The sequence below is a fragment of the Nostoc sp. DedQUE08 genome, from assembly GCF_034530895.1.
GTDB lineage: Bacteria > Cyanobacteriota > Cyanobacteriia > Cyanobacteriales > Nostocaceae > Nostoc.
Genome location: NZ_JAVRCD010000139.1, coordinates 1 through 1,250, shown reverse-complemented (window position 1 = coordinate 1,250; position 1,250 = coordinate 1). Strand labels below are relative to the sequence as shown.

Genomic DNA, 1,250 nt, shown 5'->3' with positions numbered 1-1,250 from the left:
TAGGACTTACGCAACTGGCACAAGCGATCGCTCTCTATAGTACATAAGTATTAATAGGTGTGATGCACCAAGAGGCTGCTGCCTCGTGCAACAGTGATTGATAGTAGTGAAGCACGGTGCAAATTTTCATGAGAAAATTTAGACAGTGTGGCTCAAATCAAAGCTGTCATTTATGAGATTTACTAAACTTAACTATTGTCAGTATTTGTTAAGTAGTCAAATAAATTATACTCTTACCAATTTGGCAGAGCATCTAGAGCAGATTAGCCATGATAAAATTAATCGCTATCTCAAAAATGAAAAGCTAACACCACGTCTACTTTGGGATAATGTCAAAGATGTCATCGGAATAAATAATAACTCATATGTCGTCTTTGATGACACAGTAATTGATAAACGACACGCCACAGAAATAGAGACAAGTAAACGGCAATATAGTGGCAACGAGCATGGTGTAATCCAAGGGATTGGGCTAATAAATTGTATATATGTAAATTATGAAATCGGAAAATTTTGGGTAGTTGACTATCGGATTTATGATCAAGACAGAGATGGTAAAACAAAGATAGACCATGTAATGGAGATGCTGCAAAACCTTGTGTATCATAAAGCTATATCGTTTCAATGCGTTTTGATGGACACTTGGTATGCGACAAATAAATTGATGCTATATGTTGATGGTTTAGGTAAATATTATTATTGCCCTCTCAAACGTAATCGACTTATTGATGATACGTCGGGTCAACAAGATTATAAAAAAATTGAATTATTATCTTGGAATGAGAAGGAGTTAAAATCAGGTAAAATAGTTCAAATAAAAAAGTTTCCACAAGCTAAAAAAGTGAAACTATTCCGGGTAACTGTCTCCACCGACAGAACGGATTTTATCGCTACAAACGATTTATCTCAAAACTCTACGGACGTTGTGCAAAAAGTGTGTAAGGTTCGATGGAAGGTTGAGGAGTTTCATAGAGAATTAAAGCAATTGACTGGTATTGAATCATGTCAATGCCGTAAGGGTCGTATTCAAAGAAATCATGAAAGCCTCGCGCTATTTTAGTCTGGCTTCGACTTAAAGATTTAGCTTATAAAAGTGGTCAAACAATTTATCAAATCAAGCATGGATTGTTGTCAAATTATTTAGTTCAACAACTAAAACGTCCGGACGTTCCCATGTTTATCGTTTAGTTGTTGGGCGCGGGAGCGCAGCTACGCTGCGCCATTGCTTGTGACAGTTGCGTAAGTCCTAT

Annotated in this window: 1 pseudogene; it reads left to right on the top strand. The window is 36.6% G+C overall.

The annotated features are described in order from the left end of the window. The first annotated feature begins 172 nt into the window (after nucleotides 1–172). Nucleotides 173–1,188, top strand: a pseudogene (locus RMY64_RS36730) (transposase). The last annotated feature ends 62 nt before the right edge of the window (nucleotides 1,189–1,250 follow it).